Source organism: Bradyrhizobium sp. 62B, assembly GCF_030272265.2.
In the GTDB taxonomy this organism is placed as follows: domain Bacteria; phylum Pseudomonadota; class Alphaproteobacteria; order Rhizobiales; family Xanthobacteraceae; genus Bradyrhizobium.
In genome coordinates, this window is the sequence record NZ_CP092841.2 from 2914438 (window position 1) to 2935918 (window position 21481).

Below are 21481 nucleotides of genomic sequence, written 5' to 3' on the forward strand. Positions count from 1 at the left end.
CTGTTGGTGTCAAGGGCTTTCACTGGATCGATTGGTGCCGTCGGGACTTGAGCGATTGCCACTGACGTAGGATCATGCGCTCGCGCGAGCCGGTCGCGCAGCAGCAAAAGGAACGCGCAATGATGAAGGGCAGGTTAGTCGCAACGGCGGTGATTGGCGCGACCGCGCTGCTGCTCGCTCTGCCCATGGCTGAGGCCGCCACTTGCGGCAACGGGCCCGGCGGCTTCGAGGCCTGGAAGCGCGAGTTCGGCGCGGAGGCGCAAGGCAAAGGCATCGGCCAGACTGCGCTCTCGGCCCTGATGCAGACCAACTATGCCAGTGCCACCATCGCGGCCGACCGCGGCCAGCGCAGCTTCCAGCTCACGCTCGACCAGTTCCTCGCCAAGCGCGGCGCCACCACCATCGTCGCCAAGGGGCGCCAGCTCAAGCAGTCGCAGGCGGCCTTGTTCGCCTCCATCCAGCAGCGCTACGGCGTCCCGCCCGGTCCCCTGATCGCGATCTGGGGCATGGAGACCGGTTTCGGCAGCCAGCGCGGCAACCAGAATATGCTGTCGTCGATCGCAACTCTTGCCTATGACTGCCGCCGCCCCGAATTCTTCACCGACCAGCTCTACGCCGCCTTGAAGCTGATCGACCGCGGCACGCTGTCGGGGGCGACCCGCGGCTCCATGCACGGGGAGGTCGGCCAGACCCAGTTCATGCCCAAGAACATCCTGGCCTATGGCACCGGCAATCTCGAGGTGGCCGCCAACGCGCTGAACTCGACGGCAAATTTCCTGAAAGCGCATGGCTGGCGCGCCGGCGCCGGCTATCAGCCTGGCGAGCCGAATTTCGCCGCCATCGAGGCCTGGAATGCCGCCGGCGTCTATCAGAAGGCGATCGCCTTGATGGGCCGTCAAATCGACGAAGGTGGAGGGGCGGCGGCCTCCCGCTGACGACTTGGCTCGATAACGGTCATGTTCAGCAAGGCGTGATGCGCGGGCACGAGAAAGTTGTTGCTATCGGGAACCGACGGCACGAGGTTTGCTTTGATCAGATTCAGGGGTGGGCATGAGGAGACTCAACATGGCAACCCAGATCGTGATGGACCAGACTGGCGACACGCGCCACGAGTTTGATCCTGGCAATGCCGAAGCGCTTGCGCGAGCCGAACGACGCTTTCGGGAGCTGACCGGCGCCGGCTTCACCGCCGCCCTTCGCAACGGACCCGGAGAAGTCACCCGCATCAGATCGTTCGACCCGACCGCGCAGGAAACGTTGTTCTATCCCCGCCTGGTCGGCGGTTGATCTGAGCTGCACATGATTGCGGCAGTTTGGCTCCGCGCGCCGGCGCGTGCGCGTCTGCATGCGCTGCGTGAACTCTATCGGCGGTTCTTCGGCGAGAACACGCCGGATGCGCGTGGCCGCCGGCTTCTGGCCGAATGGCTGTCGCCGGCGCAGCGCGCCCAGTTCGAGCAGTACCGGTATTTCGACGTCGTCGGTTGCGATACCGGCAAGACCTATCGCATTCACTACGGCACGGCTGCCAATGTCCACGAGATCGACGAGGCCGGGCATCCGACGATGGGATGGTGCTTCGTCCCGTCAGGCTTTCTGGTGCCGGGCGACGTGATGCTGGCGCAGAAGATCGCGCTCGAAACGGACGAGAAGGGAGCGTTGGCGCTTGCCAATCGGTTTCCGCCGGCAACGCATTCGGAGCATTTCTACCGGCGGCCGTTCTAGCGCCGGAGCAGCGAAGCGGTCAGTAGTGCGTGGTGCGGTAGGCATCCACCGCATGCGCCGCAAAAACGCCGACGCTGCAAAGGGCGAGAAGGGCGGAGATCAGCTCGATCATAGCTCGTCCTCCTGTGGCGGCTGGGCGACGAGGTTTTGACAGCAGGCATAGTCGTAGATCAGGTCGAGAAGGAATTGCATGGTGGCCGTCCCTGTATTTATTTTGACAACCACTTAGACGGCCTTCTGTTTCAGGCGTGTTTCGTCGCATCAGGAAAGGGGTTTCGCGGGGGAACCCGGAGGTGGGTTTGTGCGCTGCGGCCGCGCGAATGTCGGGGCCGGACAGGGGATTCAAGCACGCTTGCGGCTGGCGCGCCCTTATGGCTCTCCCCTTGCGGCTCTCCCGCGGAGGTGGTCATCTCGGCCCGGGGAACGCGCTGGAGGCTGACATGAAACGATTCCTTCTCGCCGCTTTGCTGACCGCGGGCGTCTTGGACAGCGCGCCGGCGCTTGCGCAACAATCCAAGGTCGGCGACTGGACCATCGAAAAGCGGACGCAGGACACGCATTGCAATGCGAGCCGTGGTTACAAGGACAAGGATGACGAGAACCGCGACTATGTCATCGTGATCACCTATTCCGAAAAGGCGATCGTGATCGTGATGATCTACGACGGCTGGGAATGGGAGACGGTCGGCGAGATCCTGCGGGCCGATGTCGGCACGGACGATGCGGACATCATGAAGAGGGCGAAGTGGGAGGTCATGGACAAGACCACCGTGCGCGGCATCTTCGAATACGACCAGTCGATGATGGACCGCCTGTCGAAGGCGAGGCGCCTCACGCTCGACTTCGAGGACGATGACGACGACAGTATCGAGATGCAGATACCGCGCGCCGGCGAAGCGCTGGCCGCGTTGAAGTTCTGTGAGGAGAACCGGAAATAGATTGCCGATGCGGGCCGTGAAAACTGGCTGAACGCAGCCCTGAAGTCGTCGGCAGCGAGCAGGCGCGTGACTCATCGCACACAGTCCGCGCGGTGTTCGCATTTATCCTAGTCTTTGGCGAAACAGTCCAAGCCGCACCCTGCGGTTGACGTTACGCAAGGACGATGTTCGATATTCCAGCATCCGGCTGCAACGTATTTTCCTCGTCGAAGGCGGCAATTGACCGGCCCGTCTTCTCCGTCAGTTTCCCGATCGCGAACTCTCCGTCTCGCGCGGGCCGCGCGCCGATTGCGTTGTCCGCCCGATGACGACCCACCAGGCAAATCGGTTCTCGTCCCTCATCGGCGAGATCTACGATGCGGCGGTCGATCCAGCGCTACGTAGCCGCGCACTGGAGCAGGTTTCGCATTTCGTCGGCGGTTGTGCCGCGATGATCGTGTCCAGGGATTCAGCGCGGCTTTCGATCGAGATTCACCAGCATTTTGGCACCGACGCCCGTTTCCGTCAGCTCTATCGGGACCGCTACGTGGAGCTCGATCCTCTGCTCGATCGTCATCTCACCCTCGGGTCCGAACAGGCGGTCGGCGTGACCGACATCATGCCCCATGCGGAGTTTCGTGAGACCAGCTTCTATCGCGAGTGGGTGGAACCGCAAGGGGCGATCGACCTTGCGACTGTCGAACTCGAGAAGACCGTCGCCCGCACCACGATTCTGCAGGTGTTGCGCCATCGCTCCCGCGGAACCGTCGACGACGCCATGCGCGAGCGCATGCGGTTGCTCGCTCCGCACATCCAGCGATCGCAGACCATGGGCCGGCAGATCCGCGCTCGCTCTCACACGGTGGACGATCTTGCCGACGTGCTCGACGGATTGAACATTGCGATCTGCCTGCTCGATGCGGATGGCCGGGTCGTCCACGCCAACGCGGCATGCCGGCAATTGTTCGTCGATGCCAATCTGCTTGCGCTGGTTGGCGACCGGATCGTGGCCCGCAACACCCAGACCGACAAAATATTCCGCGGGCTGTGCGAAATCGATTCAGGCGTACATTCTGCAGCTCCTCGTCAGATCGAGCTTGCGACGTCGGCCGATGGGCAGCATTATCTGCTTCATGCCTTTCCGTTGAAGCGGGAACGCAACCTGCCGCGCGATATTGCGGCCACGATGCTCTTCGTTCAAAGAGCTTCCATGCTGCCCTTGCTCGCCGCCGACGCGATTGCGGCGGCCTTCAGGCTGACGCCATCCGAATTGCGCGTGCTGATGGCAATCATCGAGATCGGCGGCGTTCCCGACATCGCTGCAAAACTCGGCGTCGCGGAGACGACCGTGAAAACGCATCTTGGGCGTCTGTTCGAAAAAACGGGCGCGGGCAGGCAGGCCGATCTGGTGAAGATCGCTGCCGGCTTTGCCGTGCCGTTCGCGCGGCGAGCGAGCGGCGACGACAAGGCGACCTAATACGTTTCCGCGCGCCTCGATGTTACGCGCCGCGCTCTCAATCCATTGTGATGGGTCGATCTCGCGGGTCCTCCGAACGCAGGACGCGAGTCATTCGAGACTTTCGTATATCGCGCTTCCGAGAAGAAGAGCAGCGTGCGCCGCACGGACATGCCGCGACGGCATCGAATGCGCGTGTGGGGGACGACAGCAAATGGCCGGCCTGCTCGTCGGTTGGAGAGATTGCAGTGAGCAGCATGATTGATTTTTCCGTTCTCAATGTTTCAACGAACGAAGTTCCAGAAGGTGAGCGCATTTCGATGCTTCGCGATTTCTATTGTCGTGGAGTGTTGAAGGCGGAGGTCGAGGCAAGAGAAGGAAAGCCGGCCGCGGCGAGCTTCACGTCGCACGTCCTGCCGGAAGCCCAGTTGTTGTTCGGCGGACTGTACGGAGCGCGGGTCATTCGCACCAAGCAGCTCGTGGCCGATGGCGACGACAGCCTCGCCCTGATCGTGAACAGGTCGGGCGTTCTCGGGATATCCGAGCGGGGACACGATTTGAGGCTCCATGCCGGGGAGGCGGTCCTGACGAGCGCGGAGGACGTCACGACGTTCGAGCGTCTGTCGCTGGGGAGCTGCTTCTCGCTGCGCGTCCCGAGGCGCGTTCTGGCGCCGATGATCGTGGACGTCGATGATGCCGTGATGCGCGTCATGCCGGGAAGTTCCGCCGGGCTCAGATTGCTGGTCGACTACGCGGTGACGCTGGTGCGGGAGAAAGCGTTCGCGACGCCCGAGCTCCGGCAGCTCGGGGTCGGGCATCTGCACGATCTTCTGGCGCTCGTCCTCGGCGCGACCGGGGAGACGCGTGAGCTGGCCGGACGGCGCGGCGTCAAGGCGGCCCGGCTCCAGAAGGCGAAAGTCTCCATTGCCAACAATTGCTGGCGGCAGGATCTGTCGGTCGCTTCGGTCGCCCAGGAGCTCGGCGTCACGCCGCGCTATCTCCAGCGCCTGTTCGAGGCGGACGGCAAGACGTTCTCTTCCTTTCTGATCGAGCAGCGTGTCAAGCGCGCGCATCGCATGCTGCGAGAACCCGGATTCGCCGAGCGAACGGTGAGCTCGATCGCCTACGACGTCGGATTCGGCGATCTCTCTTATTTCAACCGCTGCTTCCGGCGGACCTATAACGCGACGCCGAGCGACGTCAGGAGCGGCGAGATGCCCTGACCGGGCGCGACTGAATTCAGTCATCTGCAATTTCGATCGGCGGACGGAGATTGCCCCGTTCCGTGATCGCCAAGACGTGACCAAGGCATTGCGTGCGGCATCGGCAGCCGGAGTATCGAATGCGCCGTTTCTTTTTCGACCTTCTGGTCGGCAACATCGTCAAGATCGATCCGGGCGGCATGGTCTTCGAGCAGGCCGACGCGACGTTCGTCGTTGCCGACGAGATGGCGAGGCATCTGTTCGTCTGGCGAGACGATTTGCGCGATCGCGACGCCTTCATCCGCGTCAGGGATGCCGGCGGGACCGAGATCTATCGCGCCGCGGTCTGGTCGGAATGTGCTGAGAAGCATGGCTGGGACCAAGCGTGAGCGGCGCAGCGGTGTAGCAACTCTGCACCAGTGCGGCGCGAAGCGCATTCGGTTCGTTTTGAGCCGAGCGGCGGTCGTGTTCGTCCAAGTCGAACTTTTCTGGGAGTTCTACCTTAGGGGCCGCGAATCCAGTTCGCGGCGACCGGCCTCATCCGAGCGGAGGAGGTCGGTGGCGAACGCCTGCACGCCCCCGGCGGTGAAGGCATCGACCGGGGAATTGCTATGCAACGTAAGCGTCTTACGACCGTCAATGATCGGCTTTTGCGAATTTCAGCAGCGGCGCTGCTGCTGGCGCCCTGCTTCGTGATCAAGCGGGTGGAAGCCGCCTGTTCGCCGGCTTCCCCCGTCAACAACGCGACAGTGAGCTGCACTGGGACGACGACGGATTCAAATGGCACCAACGGCTATGGCACGCTTATCGACGTCGGCAACACCTACGTGATCGGACCCGGCGCGACGCTGACCGGAACGGACGTCGGTCTGGTATTCGAGACCGGTACAGTCAACAATTCCGGCGCCGTCACGGGTGGATCCTTTGCGGTCGAAGCCAATCGCAATGCCATCATCAATAACATCGGGACGTCCTCGATCATCTCTGCCACCGGAAACAATGCCAGTGCCGTCTTGGGATCTGAGCTGCATGTCCGGAATGATGGCTCCATTACGGCATCAGGGACCAACGGAATTGCGGTCGATGCGGGAAACACCGAGCAGAACGAGGTCTTCAACTCAGGCGCCATAGAAGGAACCGCAGCTGGCATCCGCAGTGTCGGAACGATCGCCGTGACGAATTCCGGAAGGATAGAAGCCGCTCCGGGCGGAACGGCGATCTTCGGCAGCACCAATGTGAACCTCCTGAGCAACACGGGCATAATTACCGGTGGTCGCTTTGCGATCACGGCCGACATAATCAATCTGGTGAACGACCGAACAGGGCGGATCAATCAAATTGATCCGAACGGCAGCGTGATATCCGTCAGGGCGCTCACTGGTTCGAATGCCGGACAGATCGTCGGACTTGCCAGCAACAGCCGTGCGATCGATGCCGACATCGTCAACCTGACCAATACCGGACTGATTCAGGCGGACCTGGGAGGCGTCAAGGGCCGGACCGTGACGGTTACAAACGAGGGAAAGATCGCGTCCTTCGCCGCAAACAGCATTGCAATTCAGGGTCTCCAGACAACGATCGTCAACACCGGCTCCATCTCGGGATCGTGGGGTGTCTTAGGTACCAATGTCTCGGTTTCGAACTCGGGCACAATCGCCGGAGACGTTCTCGGAATTTCTGCGGCCGATGCCAAGATCAGGAACTCCGGTTTGATCTCGGGAGCGAATGCCGGGTACGCGATAGGAACGGTGCGATCGATCGATCTGGATAATTCCGGAGTGATCAGGGGCAGCGGCGCAGCAGAGGCCCTTCATATCGGAGGTGGCGGAACGATCGTCAACACGGGAAGCGTAGTCGCAGACCGGGCGGCTATCCTCCATTTTGCCAACCCGGATGTGCCTTTGACGATAACGAATGCGGCTTCTGGCACTATTATCGGCGCGGACGGAATATTGTCGGCGGGCACGGTGAACCTCGTGAACGCCGGGACGATTCGCGGGACAAATTCGATCGACGGAACTGCGCTGCTCGCCAACGTCGTCAACGTGAATAACAGCGGCTCCATTGCTGGCATCGTCGGTATCCTCTCGCTTGGCGCTGCCAACGTCACGAACTCCGGCGCTGTCACCGGCACCGGGGGCACCGCGATCAAGCTGTCGAACGCGGCTGATACGTTGACGTTGCTGCCAGGCTCCAAGATCAACGGCGTGGTCGATTTCGGCTTCGGGGCCGACGTCGTCAATGTCAACCTCACTGCGCCGACGACGCGGGTGTCGTCGTTGACCACGATTCAGCTCCCGACCTTCGTCAATTTCGAGGGCACCATCAAGACGAACATCTCGAAGGGCAACTTCAACGGCCCCTCGGTCGTGTCCGGTACTTCCGTCGCAACGCTCGACCCGACCGCGCTGGCGCAGACCGATCGCACGCTGATGGATTTCACCGGCGGGGTGTCCTCGCTGGTGCAGGGCCGCCTCAGCGGCGGCGCCGGGCCGGCCGGGAGCAACATGATGGCGATGGCCTATGCGCCCGAGACGGCGCAGGCCGGGCCCTTCACCAAGGCGTCGCGCAGCCTGTGGACCGACCCGGCGCCGATCACGGTCTGGGCCAACAGCTTTGGCGGCCAGCGCATCCAGGACGAGACGGCATCGACGCTGCGTGCGACCTCGACGGCGTGGGGCGGGGCGATCGGCCTCGACCGCAAGGTGCGGCCGGACTGGCTGGTCGGCGCCTTCCTCGGTGGCGGGCAGGGCGGCCTCTCGGTCGATCTGAACTCGCAGTCGGTCGACACCAATTACGTGTTCGCCGGCGCCTATAGCCGCTTCGAATGGGCCTCGCAGTTTTTTGACTTCTCGCTGCAGGGCGGCAATGCCGACAACAAATCGCGCCGGCTGGTGCTGAACAATGCTGCGGTCGGCGGCCTGGAGACGGCGAGGGCGAATTACAGCGGCTGGTATATCAGCCCGGAGATCGCCTACGGCTACAGGCTCAACATCGGCAACGGCTATGTGCTGACGCCGACGGCGCGGCTGCGTTATGTCGCGGGCCGGTTCGACGGCTACAGCGAAACGGGTTCGGCGCAAGGACTATCCGTCGGTGGCCGCACGCTGCAGGATTTCGAGGAGCGCGGCGAGGTCGATCTCTCGCGCGTCACCGCCTTTGCCGGCGGTGAGCTCAAGGCCAACATCCATGGTGGCGTGATCGCGCTCCAGCGTGCCGGTGACACCAACATCAACGCGGTGCTGCTCGGACAGAACCTGTCGTTCGTGACGCCGGGCAGCCGCAGCACCGTCGGTGCGGTGGCCGGCCTCGGCTTCGATTATCGCACCAGCCGCAACGTGTCCGTGTTCGGCGCGGTCGAGGGCGTGATGATGTCCGACCAGAGCCGCACCGGCGCGGCGAAAGGCGGCGTTCGCGTCGCGTTCTGAACGCGAGTGCGTGCTGTTCTATGGCGTTCATGCAAACAGGTTTTCCGGATTGTGCGCCAGTTCGTTTCCGGCAAAGCCGCGGACGTTTCTCTCCAAGCCGGCAGGAACCCGCGTGCCTACGCTGCCGATCGAAGAATCATGCGTTTCGATCTCCGTCCCGCCCTTGCCGCGGACAGCGAGGGATGGCGCATCCGGCTTGTGAAATCGTCTGGGGATATAGAGATGCTGGGAAGGAATTGGTCCGCCGCGCAACGCAGCCGGCTCCTGCGCTGGGGATCGACCACCGCGCTTACGCTTGCGCTGATGCCATCAGTCCTCGGCGGCCGCGCCGAGGCGGCCTGTACGCCTCCGTCTCCGGTTAGCGGCGCCATCGTGACTTGCGCGGGAACGACGACCGACGCGAACGGGACGACCGGCTACGGGACCGCCACGGACAGCGGCAATACGATCAACATCTCTGTGGGGAGCAGCGTCATCGGCACCCATATCGGTATCGAGCAGAGCATGGGTACGGTCAACAATGCCGGCTCGATTCGCACCGATGTAACGAACGGTCAAATCGGGATAGCCGCGCTCAACGGCGTGGATCTGAACAACGCGAGCACCGGCCTCGTCGATGCGCGCGGTGCGAACAGTGTCGCAATCAGCGCTCTCGCTGGGACAGTCAACCTTGAGAATGCCGGCACGATCGTGGCATTCGGCACGGACGCCACCGCGATCTCGGCGAAGACGGTCAACGTCACCAACTCGGGCTCCATCTTCGGCGATCGGTTCGGGATCAACGCGACCGATATCACGGTCACGAACAATAGCGGGGGTAGTATCTTCGTCGGCGGATCGAACGGTTTCGCGATCGTTGCCACCAACAACGTCTTGATCAACAATGCCGGCATCATTTCCGCGCCTGGCACCGCCGAAACGGGGATATCCGGCAACGTCGTGACGATTGCAAGCAATACTGGTCGTATTGCAGGTTCTCGCGCCGCGATCTCTGCCATCACGTCGTCTACCATCAACAATAACGCAGGCGGGCTGATCGAGGCCACCGGCCCAAGCGGCATTGCCGTCTTTGTTGTCAGCGGTACCGCGACGGTGACCAATGCCGGTGAAATCTCCGCAAAGGTTACCAACGGTGCGGCTATCGAAGCGGATGCGGTGGTGGTGTCAGCAAATACTGGCCTCATCTCCGGCGGCACACGTGGTATTTTGGCAAACACGGCAACAATTTCCAACGGTGTGGGCGGCACGATCTCGGCGCTCGACGCCAACGGCAAGGCCATCCGGGCGACCACCGCGACGATCGCCAATGCCGGACAAATATCCGCACTGGCGACCGGAGGCATCGGCATCGACGCCGATACAGTGAATGTAACGGCCAACACCGGTCTGATCTCGGGTGAAAGCTACGCGATCCGCTCATCAATAGATGCTGTTGTGAAGAACAATGCCGGCGGCACGATCCAGGGCACGAGCTTTGGTGCTGTCGCAGCTTCTGCGGGCACCAACGCCAGCGTCTTCAATGCAGGGACGATCAAGGGCGGGGTTGGCGGCGGAATTGGAGTCCTCTCCGCCGGCACGGTAACCGTCGAGAACGCGGCAGGTGGTTTGATTTCCGCCGGTCAGTTTGCTGTCAGGGGCATCGACGTCAAGGTCAGCAATGCTGGCATCATGGAGTCCACCCTAGGCGGAGCCGCCATCGACGCGCAGTCCGCCTATATCAGCAACTCCGGCATCCTTAGGTCGGTGGCTGGAAGTGCGGTTCAAGTCTTCGGTGATCTCACCTTGAGCAACTCGGGCACCATCCAGGGTGCGCCGACAGCTCCAGCGGTCTACGCCTCGGGGCAAGCGAAAATCACCAATGCCGGTGCTATCTCAGGGCGCTACGGCATCCAGGCCTTCGATGGCCTCAATTTGACGAACGCTGCGGGCGGTGTCGTCTCGGGCAATGTCCACGGCGTCCTTTCGCAGGGGCCTCTTGTCGTCAACAATGCGGGTTCAATCTCGGGAGCTGCGGGCGGGGCGGTCGGAGCGGCTACTACCGCGACCCTGTTCAACTCCGGCATCATCTCCGGCGGGACCGGTATCAGCTCGGGCGGTGCCGCGAACATCACGAACTCGGGTACGATCATCGGAACCGGCGGCACCGCGATCCTGCTGTCGAACGCGGCCGACACGCTGACGCTGCTGCCAAGCTCGAAGATCAACGGCGTGGTCGATTTCGGCTTCGGGGCCGACGTCGTCAACGTCAATCTGTCGCCGATCAGCAGCAAGGTATCCTCGTTGACGACGGTCAATCTGCCGACCTTCATCAATTTCGAGGGAACCATCAAGACGAACGTCTCGAACGGCAACTTCAACGGCCCCTCGGTTGTCTCCGGCCTGACGCTTGCCACGCTCGATCCCACCGCGCTGGCGCAGACCGATCGCACGCTGATGGACTTTACCGGCGGGGTGTCCTCGCTGGTGCAGGGCCGCCTCAGCGGCGGCGCCGGGCCGGCCGGGAGCAACATGATGGCGATGGCTTATGCGCCGGAGACCGCGCAGGCCGGGCCCTTCACTAAGGCGCCGCGCAGCCTGTGGACCGATCCCGCGCCGATCACGGTCTGGGCCAACAGCTTTGGCGGCCAGCGCATCCAGGACGAGACGGCATCGACGCTGCGTGCGACCTCGACGGCGTGGGGCGGAGCGATCGGTATCGATCGCAAGGTGCGGCCGGACTGGCTGGTCGGCGCCTTCCTCGGCGGCGGGCAGGGCGGCCTCTCGGTCGATCTGAACTCGCAGTCGGTCGACACCAATTACGTCTTCGCCGGCGCCTATAGCCGGTTCGAATGGGCCTCGCAGTTCTTTGATTTCTCGCTGCAGGGCGGCAACGCCGACAACAGATCGCGCCGCCTCGTGCTGAACAATGCTGCGGTCGGCGGCTTGGAGACGGCGAGGGCGAATTACAGCGGCTGGTACGTCAGCCCGGAAGTCGCCTACGGCTATAGGCTCAACATCGGCAATGGCTATGTACTGACGCCGACAGCGCGGCTGCGCTATGTCGCGGGCCGGTTCGACGGCTACAGCGAGACGGGGTCGGCACAGTCGCTGTCAATCGGTGGCCGCACGCTGCAGGATTTCGAGGAGCGCGGCGAGGTCGATCTCTCGCGCGTCACCGCCTTTGCCGGCGGCGAGCTCAAGGCCAACATCCATGGCGGCGTGATCGCGCTCCAGCGTGCCGGCGACACCGGCATCAACGCGGTGCTGCTCGGGCAGAACCTGTCGTTCGTGACGCCAGGCAGCCGCAGCACGGTCGGCGCGGTGGCCGGCCTCGGCTTCGACTACCGCACGGGGCCCAACGTGTCCGTGTTCGGCGCGGTCGAGGGCGTGATGATGTCCGACCAGAGCCGGACCGGAACGGCGAAAGGCGGCGTTCGCGTCGCGTTCTGAGCCGACATCAGCCCTGGCGGCTCGAACACGATGCCGCCGGCCGGGTGCCATCCGCCCGGCCGGCGCCTCCTCCGATCGGAGGATGTCGCATGCGTCAGCTGTGTTAATCTCGCCGCATTGATCATTCCAGTGCCATTTCGAGCCATGCCCGGACCGCAGAAGCTGCCAGACCTCGTCGAATCCATCTACGATGCCGGGCTCGATCCCACGCTCTGGAACAACGTCGTCGCCGGCGTGCGCGATTTCGTCGGCGGCCAGGCCTGTGGATTGTTTTCGAAGGATTCGATCAGCAAATCCGGCGTCACTCACTATTATTGCGGGGCGGACCCGCATTTCATCCAGCTCTATGCCGACACGCATGCGAAGTTCGATCCGCTCACGGTCTTGCCGCCACAAGGCAAGGTTGTGAGTGTTCCGGACCTCGTCGAATTCGAAGAATATCGCAAGGGGCGTTTTTACCAGGAATGGATGCAGCCGCAGGGCTGCAGCGATGCGGCCAACGTCGTGCTCGAGATGTCGAATGCGAGCTGCCCCGTGATGATGACCGTGCTGTCGGGCCGCCGCATGGTCGATCCCGGCATGAAGCATCGCCTCTCGCTCCTCGTGCCGCACGCCAGCCGCGCGCTCCTGATCAACCGCACCATGACCGCGCAACTCACGCTGGCGACGGCACTGGCTGATGTCCTCGACAATCTGACGGCCGGGATCTTCCTGCTCGACGCCTTCTGCCGCGTGGTGCACGCGAATTCGGCCGGTCACGCCTTGCTTGCAGCCGACGACGTGGTGCGCACCATCGCCGGACAGCTCGTGACCAGCAGCACCGAAGCCAATCAGAAGTTCCGCGAGACATTTTCGGGCCGCAATGCCACGCTGCTTGCCGCTCGCGGCCATGCCATGCCGCTGCTATCGTCTACGGGCGAGCGCTATGTCGCTCATGTGCTGCCGTTGTCCTCCGTGCTGCGCAACGGCAGCGAGCGCGTCGTCGATGCCGCCGGCGCGCTGCTGCTGCGCAAGGTGTCGCTCGACGGACAATCCTGGGGCGAATTGATCGGACGGACCTTCGACCTGACGCCGACAGAGCTCCGCGTGCTGCTGTCGATCGTCGACATCGGCGGCGTTCCGGAGACGGCGACCGCGCTGGCATCGCGGAAAGCACGGTGAAGACGCATCTGCACCGCGTCTTCGCCAAGACCGGCGTCAACAGGCAGGCCGATCTCGTCAAGCTCGCGGCAGGGTTTGCCAATCCGCTCGTCAATTGACCGGCACGACCGGAATGGGCGTTGAACCTTTTGTCGCCGGGACAGACTCACCATAGCCTCCGGGCGTGTAGAACATTTCCGCAATCGCGTTTGACCATGGCTGTTCGGATGTCCCGAGTTCCCAATCACGCCGAGCTGATCGAGAGCATCTATGATGCAGGGCTCCACCCTGAGTTGTGGGGCGAGGTCGTCGTCATGCTCAATGCGTTCGTCGGCAGCCAGGCCTGCGGCCTGATCTCGAAGGATACGGTCAGCAAATCAGGTGCGACCCATTATTATTGCGGGGTCGATCCGCACTACATCCAGCTCTATTCCGAAACCTATTCGCAATACGATCCGCTCGCCCGGCTGCCCCAGTACGGCGAGGTGCGCAACATTCCGGACCTCGTGAATTTCGACGAGTACCGCCGCGGGCGCTTCTATCAGGAATGGCTGCGCCCCCAGGGCTGCGTCGACGTCGCCAACGTGGTGCTCGAGCAATCGAAGTCGCCGTGTCCGATGTTGATGACCGTCATCCCGGGCCGGGAGATGCTCGACGCCGGGCAACGCGCGCGCATGCAGTCGCTGGTCCCGCATGCGAGCCGGGCGCTGCTGATCAACCGCGCGATCGAGCGGAAACAGCAACGCGCGACCGCGCTGGCCGACGTCGTGGATCGCCTGAATGCCGGCGTCGTCCTGCTCGATGCGGCCTGTCGGATCGTCCACAGCAATCCGGCCGCGGAGACGATCCTGGCGACCGACGATGTCCTGCGCTCCATATCCGGCCGGCTGGTGACGAGATCGCCCGATGCAAACCGGGCCCTGCGCAATATCTTCCGCGATCCGGGAGAGGTTGCGGTGGCGGCGGCCGAGGGCCGAAAAATCCCCCTGACGTCGCATGACGGGTCGTACTACGTCGCTCATGTGATCGCGCTGCCGTCGCTGCTGCGCGATGGCGCGACGGAGCGGACGTCGGCGGTCGGAGCCTTGCTCGTCTGGAAAGCGGAACTCGACAGCCGCTCATGTGCCGGCCTGATCGACCGCACGTTCGAGTTGACGCCTGCGGAACTGAGAGTTCTGCAGTCGATCGTCGAGGTCGGCGGTGTGCCGGAGACCGCGGCGGCGCTGGGAATTGCCGAGACGACGGTGAAGACACACCTGCATCGGGTCTTCGCCAAGACCGGCGTGTCCCGCCAGGCCGATCTCGTCAAGCTTGCGGCCGGATTTTCCAATCCGCTTCTGCACTGACGCGCAGCCGCGCCGCTGACTGATCGCTGCAGCTCGCGCTGGGTTCAAACAGCAACATCATTAGAAAGTTATCGCGCGTCATACGATCGAATGACGCGATTTTTTTTGTCCTCTTCTAGAGAGGCATCACACGAGTTCTTGTTCGACCCATCGGATGCTTCTGTGAAGCAACTCACAGCAGGCTGGAGTGAATCCCGTCATTCTCTCGCGCAGGTTGAGAGGAGATCGTCATGCGAAGGACGTCACTTGTTATGGCCGACAAGTTCCGAGACATCTTAGCTCGCGTCGGTGCTGTATTTCACGAGCAGCGCAAGATCGACGCGCGGCGCGCGTTGCAGCGCTATCACCATTTGCTGGCTCAGCCGGACCAACCATTGCTCTTGAACGACGTCATTCCGGTCAGCAGGGAAGAGGATATTTCAGGAAATGCCCACGGATCTGATGCGCGCGGGCGCCCCGCCGGCCAGCCGGCCTTCGAGCGCGCGTAATTTCAACATCGTCGCGGTCGTTCTGACCGCGGCGCTCGTCGCTCTTCAACTGATCGGTCTCGCAATCCTGGAGCGGTCCCGCGCCCACGCAATGCAAACGCCGTTTCCGCACGAGACGGCCGTCTGCTCCGAGGGGCTGGATGCCGAGGCTTCGCAGATTCCAACCGACTGACCGGAGGACGGTCCGTGCCTGATGTCACGACTCTGATTCTGTTGAGCGTTGCCGTATTCGCGGGGGCCTTCGTTTCGGGACTCTCCGGCTTCGCGTTCTCGGCGGTCGCCGGCGCGATCCTGCTGCGGGTGTTTCAGCCGCTCGAAGCCGTGCCGCTGATGATGGCGTGCAGCATCGGCGTGCAGGCGACCAATCTGTGGGCGCTCCGGCGCAACATCCGCTGGGAGGGCAGCCTGATGCTGATCGTCGGCGGATTGATTGGCGTTCCCATAGCAGTGTCGCTGCTGCAGAGCACGGACACGCATCTGCTCAGGCGCGGATTCGGCGTCATCGTTTCGCTCTATGCCGCCTACATGCTGCTGCGGCCGACGCTGGTGACGGCCGGTGAGGCCGTCGGTCGGCACTGGGTCGCGCTGATCGGCTTCGGGGGAGGGCTGGTCGGTGGCCTCACGGCGATGCCCGGTGCGATCCCGACGATATGGTGCGACATGCGCGGCATGCCCAAGAGCGAGCAACGCGGCCTGGTGCAGCCGTTCATTGCGGCGATGCAGGTCTTTGCCATCGCACTGCTGGTCGGGCACCAGGACCTGTCGTCAAAGGTCTTCGTCGATCTCGCCATCAGTCTGCCGGCGCTGTTTGCCGGCTCGGCGCTCGGCGTGATCGCCTTCCATCGCGTCAACGAGACGGTCTTTCGCAAGACCGTGCTCGTTCTGTTGCTGATATCAGGAGTTTCGCTGGTTTAGTGACCCGCCGTCTGAACCGGCGCAGCGCTGATGTCGCTGCCGTGATGCACCAGCGGCTTGTTGCCGGTGATGGTCCGCAGCAGCACATAGAACACCGGCGTCAGGAACAAGCCGAACACGGTGACGCCGATCATGCCGGAGAACACGGCAACGCCCATGGCCCGCCGCATCTCCGAGCCGGCGCCGGTCGAGAGCACCAAGGGCAGCACGCCCATGATGAAGGCCATCGACGTCATCAGGATCGGGCGAAGCCGCAAGCGGCTCGCCTCGATCGCGGCCCGGATCGGCGTCCGCCCGGCGAATTCGAGCTCGCGCGCGAATTCGACGATCAGGATCGCATTCTTGGCCGAGAGGCCCACGAGCACGATCAAGCCGATCTGGGTGAAGACGTTGTTGTCGCCCTTGGAGATCCACACGCCGAACATGGCAGCCAGAAGACCCATCGGCACGATCATGATGATCGAGAGCGGCAGCGTCAGGCTCTCATAGAGCGCGGCCAGCACCAGGAACACCAAGAGGATCGCCAGCGGGAACACCCAGAGGCCGGAATTGCCAGCGATGAACTCCTGATAGGTCAGGTCGGTCCATTCGAAGGCAAAGCCCTGCGGCAGCACTTCCGCCGCGATCCGCGTCGCGGCTTCCTGCGCCTGGCCCGAGGAGAAGCCGGGCGCAGCCGCCGCGTTGATGTCGGACGACAGGAATCCGTTGTAGCGGATCGCGCGCTCCGGCCCCGCGCTCTGGCGGATCTTGAGCAGGGCCGACAACGGCACCATGTCTCCCGAGGACGAGCGCACCTTCAACTGCCTGATGTCGTCGGCACGCGCGCGGAACGGCGCGTCAGCCTGCACGCGGACGGAATAGGTGCGTCCGAATTTGTTGAAGTCGTTGACGTAGTAAGAGCCGAGGTAGATCTGCAGCGTGTTGAAGACCTCCGTCACGGGCACGCCGAGCTGCAGTGCCTTGGTGCGGTCGATGTCGGCGAACAGCTGGGGCACGTTGACCTGGAAGCTCGAGAACACGCCGGCGATCTCCGGCGCCTTCTGCATCGCCGTCATGAACGCCTTGGTCGCTTCGTTCAGCGCGTCATAGCCGAGGCCGGCGCGGTCCTCGATCTGCAGCTTGAAGCCGCCGATGGTGCCGAGGCCGTTGACCGGCGGCGGCGGGAACATGGCGATGAAGGCTTCCTGGATACCGGCATATTTCTTGTTCAGTTCGGCCGCGATCGCATTGCCGCTCAGGGCCGCATCCTTGCGCTCGTCGAACGGTTTGAGCGTCGAGAACACGATGCCGGCATTGGACGAGTTGGTGAAGCCGGAGATCGACAGGCCGGGGAAGGCCACCGAGCTCTCGACACCGGGCTGGGTCAGCGCGATGTCGCTCATCTTGCGGATCACCTCTTCGCTGCGGTCGAGGGTCGCGCCGTCGGGCAGGCGGGCGAAGCCGACGAGATATTGCTTGTCCTGGCCGGGCACGAAGCCGCTCGGCACCTGCTGGAACAACAGAGCTGTCATTCCGACCAGCAGGACATAGAGGCCCATCACGGCGGCTTTGCCCGAGATCACCTTGGTGACGGTGCCGCTGTAATTCCCCGAGGAGCGTGTGAAGGCCTTGTTGAAGCCGCGGAAGAACCAGCCGAGGCCCTTCTCCATGATCAACGTCAGCCGGTCCTTCGGCTCGTTGTGGCCCTTGAGCAGCAGCGCCGACAGCGCCGGCGACAGCGTCAGCGAATTGACGGCGGAGATCACGGTCGAGATCGCGATCGTCAACGCGAACTGCTTGTAGAACTGCCCGGTGAGGCCGGAGATGAAGGCGAGCGGCACGAACACTGCGATCAGCACCATGGCGATGGCGATGATCGGCCCCGAGACCTCGCGCATCGCCTGATACGTGGCATCGCGCGGCGACAGCCCGGCTTCGATGTTACGCTCGACATTCTCGACCACGACGATGGCGTCGTCGACGACGATGCCGATCGCGAGCACGAGGCCGAACAGGCTGAGCGCGTTGATGGAGAAGCCGAACACATGCATCACGGCAAATGTGCCGACGATCGACACCGGCACAGCCAGCAGCGGGATGATCGAGGCGCGCCAGGTCTGCAGGAACAGGATCACGACCAGCACCACCAGCGCGATCGCTTCCAGCAGCGTGTGGATCACCGCTTCGATCGACGAGCGCACGAACTGCGTGGGGTCGTAGACGATCTGGTAGGACACGCCCTCGGGCATGTTCTTCTTGATCTCGGCCATGGTGGCGCGGACGTTGTCGGAGATCTGCAGCGCGTTGGAGCCGGGCGCCTGGAAGATCGGGATTGCCACTGCCTGCTTGTTGTCGAGCAGCGAGCGCAGCCCGTATTCGGAGGCCCCGAGCTCGATGCGCGCGACATCTCGCAGCCGTACGACTTCGCCGCGTGTGCCTGTCTTGACCACGATGTCCCCGAACTGGTCCTCGTTGGCGAGCCGGCCTTCCGCGTTGACCGAGAGCTGGAGATCGATGCCCTTCACGTTCGGGGAGGAGCCCACCACGCCGGCGGCGGCCTCGACGTTCTGCGCCTGGATCGCCCTCACGATATCGCTCGCGGTCAGCCCGTGCTCGGCGGCCTTTTGCGGATCGACCCAGACCCGCATCGAATAGTCGCCGGCGCCATAGAGCTGGACGTCGCCGACGCCGTCGATCCGCGCCAGCCGGTCCTTGACGTTGAGCACGGCGTAGTTGCGCAAATACGTCATGTCGTAGCGGCCGTTCGGCGACAACAGGTGCACCACCATGGTGAGGTCGGGCGAGGACTTCTTGGTGATGATGCCGAGCTGGCGCACCACGGCCGGCAGGCGCGGCTCGGCCTGCTGCACGCGGTTCTGCACCAGCTGCGTCGCCTTGTCGGGGTCGGTGCCGAGGCGGAACGTCACCGTCAGCGTCATCGCGCCGTCGGTGGTCGCTTGGCTCGACATGTACAGCATGTTCTCGACGCCGTTGATCTGCTCCTCGATCGGCGTCGCCACCGTTTCCGCGATCACCTTGGGGTTGGCGCCGGGATAGGTCGCGCGCACCACGACGGAGGGCGGCACGACATCGGGATATTCCGAGATCGGCATCGCGAACAGCGAAATCAGGCCGGCAAGGAAGATCACGACCGACAGCACGCCGGCGAAGATCGGACGATCGATGAAGAATTTTGAGAGATTCATGGCCTTGCCCCTGGGCAATATCGTGCGGTTCTCCGGCAACTCCCCCTTCATTCCGGGGCGCGTAGCACGCGCGAACCCGGAATCAAGAGGTGAGGTGATCGGAGCTTTGTAATTTCTAGATTCTCAGGTGCGCAATTGCGCACCGTAGTTCGCGCTTGCGTGCGCCCGGATGACGTCAGCGTTGCACCACGTCCTGGTTGCTGTGATTGGAAGCTTGCTGCCCCCGCGCACCCATTGCCGCCACCTCGGTCTTGAGCAGCGCACCGGGCCGCACGCGCTGCAGGCCGTTGACGACGATGCGATCACCGGGCTTCAGGCCCTCGGTGACGACGCGCAATCCGTCGACGGCGCCACCTAGCGTGATCGGCCGGTACACCGCGCGGCTGTCGTCGCCGACCGCCATCACGAACTTCTTGTCCTGGTCGGTGCCGATCGCGCGCTCGTCGATCATCACCAGCGTCTGCTGCTTCGGCTGGCCCATGCGCACGCGGGCGAACTGGCCGGGGATGAGACGCCCGTCGTCGTTCTGGAACACCGCGCGGACACGGATCGTGCCGCTCTGGCCGTTGACCTGGTTGTCGATGAGCTGGATATGGCCTTTCGCCGCCAGACCGCCGGAGGTCGTCATCTCCACCGGAATCTGGTCGAGCTTGCCGCGCTGGCCGGAGCTGTCCGCAATCGAATTCAGCGCGCGCAACACGATCTCTTCATCCGCATCGAACGAGGCGTAGATCGGATTGACCGAGACCAGCGAGGTCAGCACCGGGGAGGCGGTGCCCGCGGCGACGAGGTTGCCGACGGTGACCTCGATCTTGCCGACGCGGCCGTCCACGGGCGCGCGCACCTCGGTGTAGTCGAGATTGAGCTTTGCGGTCTGCAGCGTTGCCTCGGCCGCCTTCACGTTGGCGATCGCTTCGCGGTTGGCGTTCTCGCGCTGATCGAAATCGCGCCGCGTCACGACGGCGTTGCCGACGAGCTGCGCGCCGCGCTCGACCTCGCTGGTGGTGAACACCACGCGCGCCTTGGCCGCCTCGAGCTGGGCATTGGCCTTGTCGACCTCGGCCGCGTAGGGCGCCGGGTCGATCTTGAACAGGACGTCGCCGGCCTTCACCAGCGCGCCCTCGGTGAAATTCGCCGACAAGATCGCACCGGCGACCCGCGGGCGCAGCTCGACCCGCTGGATTGCCTCAAGCCGACCGGAAAAATCGTCCCACAGCGCGGTCTGCTTGGGTTCGATCAGTGCGACCGTGACGGGGACGGCTTGTTCGGCCGCGGCGGCCGTTGCCGTCGCTTGGGCGGCGTGGAAGTAGTGACCGGTCGCAATCGAGCCGGCGGCGGCGAGGGCGCCGACGATAGCGACACCGCCGAGAAGACGGCGAAAACGGCCGGCGGAAGATGTTTCTTGGGAGGGGGGCATTTGCGCGCTCCAGATATGTAGTGTTCACTACAGATGTGGAGCTGGATACCGCAGCGCAAGATACTTATGTATCAGTCGCTAAGAAAATTGTACGCCGATACCGCGACGATTGGAAGACACAAGAAAAAGAAAGTCAGAACAAATAGATAGGGACTGGCGTTAGGCTCACGAGGCCCGCCGATTCCGAGGAGACAGGCACATGCGCATGGGACGCCCCCGCGAATTCGACGCCGAAACGGCGTTGGACCAGGCGATGGAAGTGTTTTGGCGCCATGGCTATGAGGGCGCCACGATCGCCCAGCTCACCGAGGCCATGGGCATCAACCCCCCGAGTCTCTATGCCTGCTTCGGCAACAAGGAAGGCCTGCTCAAGGCCGCCCTCGATCGCTACAGCAAATTGCGCGGCGCGTGGATGGACGAGGTGGTCGCGGCCCCCACCGCGCGCGCCGTCGCCGAGCGGATGCTGATGGGCATCGCCGACAAGCAGACCGATCCCGCCAATCCGCCCGGCTGCCTGCTCGTGCAAGGCGGCATCGCCTGCGGCACCGGGTCCGAGAACGTCCCCTTCGAGCTCGCCGCCCGCCGCGCCCAGAATGAAGACCAACTCCGCGATCGCTTCGTCCGCGCCAAGGCGGAAGGCGATCTCAAGGACAGCGCCGATCCCGCGGCGCTCGCGCGCTATGTTTCGGCGGTGTCGGTCGGCATGGGCGTGATGGCGTCCTCCGGCGCCGATCGTGAAGCGCTGCGACAGGTCGCTGATGTCGCGGTGCAGGCGGTCGAGGCGCAGTCGGGGAACAGATAGGTCATGGCCGTGTCTCGACGAGAATACTTGCGGC

Annotated in this window: 15 protein-coding genes and 1 pseudogene; 14 read left to right on the top strand and 2 right to left on the bottom strand. The window is 63.6% G+C overall.

The annotated features are described in order from the left end of the window. Positions 1-119 precede the first annotated feature (119 nt). From ML401_RS13585 to ML401_RS13645, 13 genes and pseudogenes are all read left to right on the top strand, one after another. A complete protein-coding gene (locus tag ML401_RS13585) occupies positions 120-935 on the top strand; it encodes a lytic transglycosylase domain-containing protein (protein WP_285812218.1) in 816 nt (271 codons plus the stop codon). A gap of 130 nt (positions 936-1065) precedes the next feature. Beyond that, positions 1066-1287: a hypothetical protein gene (locus ML401_RS13590; RefSeq protein WP_018319783.1), complete on the top strand. Its 222-nt coding sequence runs from the start codon at positions 1066-1068 to the stop codon at positions 1285-1287. Between the two features lie 12 nt (positions 1288-1299). Beyond that, the gene (locus ML401_RS13595; protein WP_194407523.1) at positions 1300-1722 is read left to right on the top strand and encodes a hypothetical protein; all 423 of its coding nucleotides are present in this window, start codon (positions 1300-1302) and stop codon (positions 1720-1722) included. 440 nt (positions 1723-2162) lie between these two features. Further along, positions 2163-2660, top strand: coding sequence for a hypothetical protein (locus ML401_RS13600; protein ID WP_194407524.1), 498 nt, complete (start codon positions 2163-2165; stop codon positions 2658-2660). Positions 2661-2964: 304 nt separating this feature from the next. Further along, complete coding sequence (locus tag ML401_RS13605) at positions 2965-4116, top strand: LuxR C-terminal-related transcriptional regulator (protein ID WP_285812219.1); 1152 nt, start codon at positions 2965-2967, stop codon at positions 4114-4116. A gap of 236 nt (positions 4117-4352) precedes the next feature. Beyond that, positions 4353-5318: an AraC family transcriptional regulator gene (locus tag ML401_RS13610; protein ID WP_211418326.1), complete on the top strand. Its 966-nt coding sequence runs from the start codon at positions 4353-4355 to the stop codon at positions 5316-5318. A 119-nt stretch (positions 5319-5437) separates the two neighbouring features. Further along, positions 5438-5686 (top strand): DUF6894 family protein, encoded by a 249-nt coding sequence (locus ML401_RS13615; RefSeq protein WP_194407526.1) that lies wholly within the window; start codon positions 5438-5440, stop codon positions 5684-5686. Between the two features lie 261 nt (positions 5687-5947). Continuing rightward, entirely contained in the window at positions 5948-8725 is a 2778-nt protein-coding gene (locus tag ML401_RS13620) for an autotransporter domain-containing protein (RefSeq protein ID WP_285812220.1), read from the top strand. A gap of 222 nt (positions 8726-8947) precedes the next feature. After that, entirely contained in the window at positions 8948-12154 is a 3207-nt protein-coding gene (locus tag ML401_RS13625; protein WP_285812221.1) for an autotransporter domain-containing protein, read from the top strand. 144 nt (positions 12155-12298) lie between these two features. After that, positions 12299-13413: pseudogene (locus ML401_RS13630) on the top strand (helix-turn-helix transcriptional regulator). Between the two features lie 108 nt (positions 13414-13521). Beyond that, positions 13522-14640, top strand: coding sequence for a helix-turn-helix transcriptional regulator (locus tag ML401_RS13635; RefSeq protein WP_285812674.1), 1119 nt, complete (start codon positions 13522-13524; stop codon positions 14638-14640). Between the two features lie 251 nt (positions 14641-14891). Next, the gene (locus ML401_RS13640; protein ID WP_285812222.1) at positions 14892-15128 is read left to right on the top strand and encodes a hypothetical protein; all 237 of its coding nucleotides are present in this window, start codon (positions 14892-14894) and stop codon (positions 15126-15128) included. A gap of 186 nt (positions 15129-15314) precedes the next feature. Then, a complete protein-coding gene (locus ML401_RS13645) occupies positions 15315-16043 on the top strand; it encodes a sulfite exporter TauE/SafE family protein (protein WP_211418130.1) in 729 nt (242 codons plus the stop codon). On the opposite strand, the gene ML401_RS13650 is transcribed toward ML401_RS13645, so the two are convergent. Both ML401_RS13650 and ML401_RS13655 read right to left on the bottom strand, forming a co-directional pair. Beyond that, on the bottom strand, positions 16040-19228 hold the full coding sequence (locus ML401_RS13650; protein WP_285812223.1) for an efflux RND transporter permease subunit: 3189 nt from the start codon (positions 19226-19228) through the stop codon (positions 16040-16042). The genes ML401_RS13645 and ML401_RS13650 overlap by 4 nt on opposite strands. A 175-nt stretch (positions 19229-19403) precedes the next feature. Continuing rightward, positions 19404-20645, bottom strand: a complete 1242-nt coding sequence (locus ML401_RS13655) for an efflux RND transporter periplasmic adaptor subunit (RefSeq protein ID WP_285812224.1) — start codon at positions 20643-20645, stop codon at positions 19404-19406. Between the two features lie 199 nt (positions 20646-20844). Between ML401_RS13655 and ML401_RS13660 the strand changes: the two genes are divergently transcribed. Continuing rightward, positions 20845-21447, top strand: a complete 603-nt coding sequence (locus ML401_RS13660; protein WP_285812225.1) for a TetR/AcrR family transcriptional regulator — start codon at positions 20845-20847, stop codon at positions 21445-21447. Positions 21448-21481: the final 34 nt, after the last annotated feature.

What these genes read in the sequence shown, in the direction of transcription:
- ML401_RS13585 (WP_285812218.1), top strand. Translation starts at nt 120, where the DNA reads ATGATGAAGGGCAGGTTAGTCGCAACGGCGGTGATTGGCGCGACCGCG.
- ML401_RS13590 (WP_018319783.1), top strand. Translation starts at nt 1,066, where the DNA reads ATGGCAACCCAGATCGTGATGGACCAGACTGGCGACACGCGCCACGAG.
- ML401_RS13595 (WP_194407523.1), top strand. Translation starts at nt 1,300, where the DNA reads ATGATTGCGGCAGTTTGGCTCCGCGCGCCGGCGCGTGCGCGTCTGCAT.
- ML401_RS13600 (WP_194407524.1), top strand. Translation starts at nt 2,163, where the DNA reads ATGAAACGATTCCTTCTCGCCGCTTTGCTGACCGCGGGCGTCTTGGAC.
- ML401_RS13605 (WP_285812219.1), top strand. Translation starts at nt 2,965, where the DNA reads ATGACGACCCACCAGGCAAATCGGTTCTCGTCCCTCATCGGCGAGATC.
- ML401_RS13610 (WP_211418326.1), top strand. Translation starts at nt 4,353, where the DNA reads ATGATTGATTTTTCCGTTCTCAATGTTTCAACGAACGAAGTTCCAGAA.
- ML401_RS13615 (WP_194407526.1), top strand. Translation starts at nt 5,438, where the DNA reads ATGCGCCGTTTCTTTTTCGACCTTCTGGTCGGCAACATCGTCAAGATC.
- ML401_RS13625 (WP_285812221.1), top strand. Translation starts at nt 8,948, where the DNA reads ATGCTGGGAAGGAATTGGTCCGCCGCGCAACGCAGCCGGCTCCTGCGC.
- ML401_RS13635 (WP_285812674.1), top strand. Translation starts at nt 13,522, where the DNA reads ATGTCCCGAGTTCCCAATCACGCCGAGCTGATCGAGAGCATCTATGAT.
- ML401_RS13640 (WP_285812222.1), top strand. Translation starts at nt 14,892, where the DNA reads ATGGCCGACAAGTTCCGAGACATCTTAGCTCGCGTCGGTGCTGTATTT.
- ML401_RS13650 (WP_285812223.1), bottom strand. Translation starts at nt 19,228, where the DNA reads ATGAATCTCTCAAAATTCTTCATCGATCGTCCGATCTTCGCCGGCGTG.
- ML401_RS13655 (WP_285812224.1), bottom strand. Translation starts at nt 20,645, where the DNA reads ATGCCCCCCTCCCAAGAAACATCTTCCGCCGGCCGTTTTCGCCGTCTT.
- ML401_RS13660 (WP_285812225.1), top strand. Translation starts at nt 20,845, where the DNA reads ATGCGCATGGGACGCCCCCGCGAATTCGACGCCGAAACGGCGTTGGAC.